Annotated in this window: 2 protein-coding genes; both read right to left on the bottom strand. The window is 69.2% G+C overall.

The window, feature by feature from the left end; genetic code table 11:
* Positions 1-772, bottom strand: a 772-nt coding sequence (locus tag N864_RS22300; RefSeq protein ID WP_034722745.1) for an amidohydrolase family protein, incomplete at its 3' end; no start/stop codon positions are given.
* Positions 769-1,316 (bottom strand): oligopeptide/dipeptide ABC transporter ATP-binding protein (locus tag N864_RS22295; protein WP_034722743.1); only part of this gene is annotated, 548 nt, incomplete at its 5' end. The genes N864_RS22300 and N864_RS22295, both read right to left, overlap by 4 nt.

Genomic DNA, 1,316 nt, shown 5'->3' with positions numbered 1-1,316 from the left:
CCATCGCGGCCGCCGATGCGGCATCGAGCAGGTTGCCGTGCTCGATCGAGCGCACCCCGTTGCGCACCGAGTGCACGATCGCCTCGGCGGAGTAGGCGTGCGCCGCCACGTAGCTGCCCCGGCGGGTCGCCTCCCCGGTTACGGCGCGGATCTCCTCGGCCGAGTACTGAGGGATCCGGATCGGGTCGGTCAGCGAGATCACGCCTCCGGAGGTCATGATCTTGATTGCGTGCGCACCCTGCCGGAAGCGTTCCCGGACCGCGACCCGCAACGGGTCCACCCCGTCGACGACCTCGACGTTGCGCCCGTCGCATGGGCAGGTGTGCCAGTGCTGGGGACGGCCGTCTCCGTGCCCGCCGGTCTGGCTGAGCGCCGCACCGGTGAACAGGTAGCGGGGTGAGCTGAGCAAGCCCTCGCGGATCGCGCGGGCGATGCCTGCATCTCCGCCGGCGACATCGCGGATGGTGGTGAAGCCTCGCCCCAGGGCGCTGCTCAGTCTGGCGCTCGCCACGAGCGCGACATAGCTGAGATGGATTGCCTCCGTGTCGAGCATGTCGAGGCTGATTCCGTAGGGATGGCAGTGAGCGTCGATGAGTCCCGGCAACACCGTCCCGCCCCGAGCGTCGATGATCTCGTCACTTGGCCGGACAAGGCCACCGATGCTCTCGATGTGGCCGTCCCGAATCACGACCGGCCCGTCGAGCAGCTCGGCGGATTCGCCGTCGAAGATTCCTGCGTTGATGATGGCCAGTCCGGAAGGGTCGGCGCTCATGACTTTGGTACCGCCTCGTGGACGCGGATGCAGGCGGCCCGGTGCTCGGGCCCGACCGTTTCGAGCGGTGGCCGGTCCGTGGCGCAGGCCTCGACGGCACGCCAGCACCGGGTGCGGAAGGTGCACCCGGTCGGTGGGTTCGCGGGGCTGGGTACCTCGCCGGTCAGGACGATGCGGCGCGACTCGTCCCGGGCGCTCGGGTCGGCGACGGGAGCGGAGGACAGTAACGCCTGTGTGTAGGGGTGTTGCGGGTTGTCGTACACCCGCTCGGTCGGTCCCTGCTCGACGACGCGTCCCAGGTACATGACGGCGACGCGGTCGGCGATGCTGCGCACCACGGCGAGGTCGTGCGAGATGAAGACGTATGACAGGCCGAGCCGGTCGCGTAGGTCCCGGAAGAGTTCGAGGATCTGGCCCTGGACCGAGACGTCAAGCGCCGAGAGCGGCTCGTCGCAGACGAGCACTTCGGGCTCGACGGCGAGGGCACGGGCGATGCAGATGCGTTGGCGTTGTCCGCCGGAGAACTCGTGGGGATAGCGGTGGC

The sequence above is a fragment of the Intrasporangium chromatireducens Q5-1 genome (assembly GCF_000576575.1).
In the GTDB taxonomy this organism is placed as follows: domain Bacteria; phylum Actinomycetota; class Actinomycetes; order Actinomycetales; family Dermatophilaceae; genus Intrasporangium_A; species Intrasporangium_A chromatireducens.
Note: the sequence above shows the minus strand (reverse complement) of the source record. Positions and strands in the feature narration are given on the sequence as shown.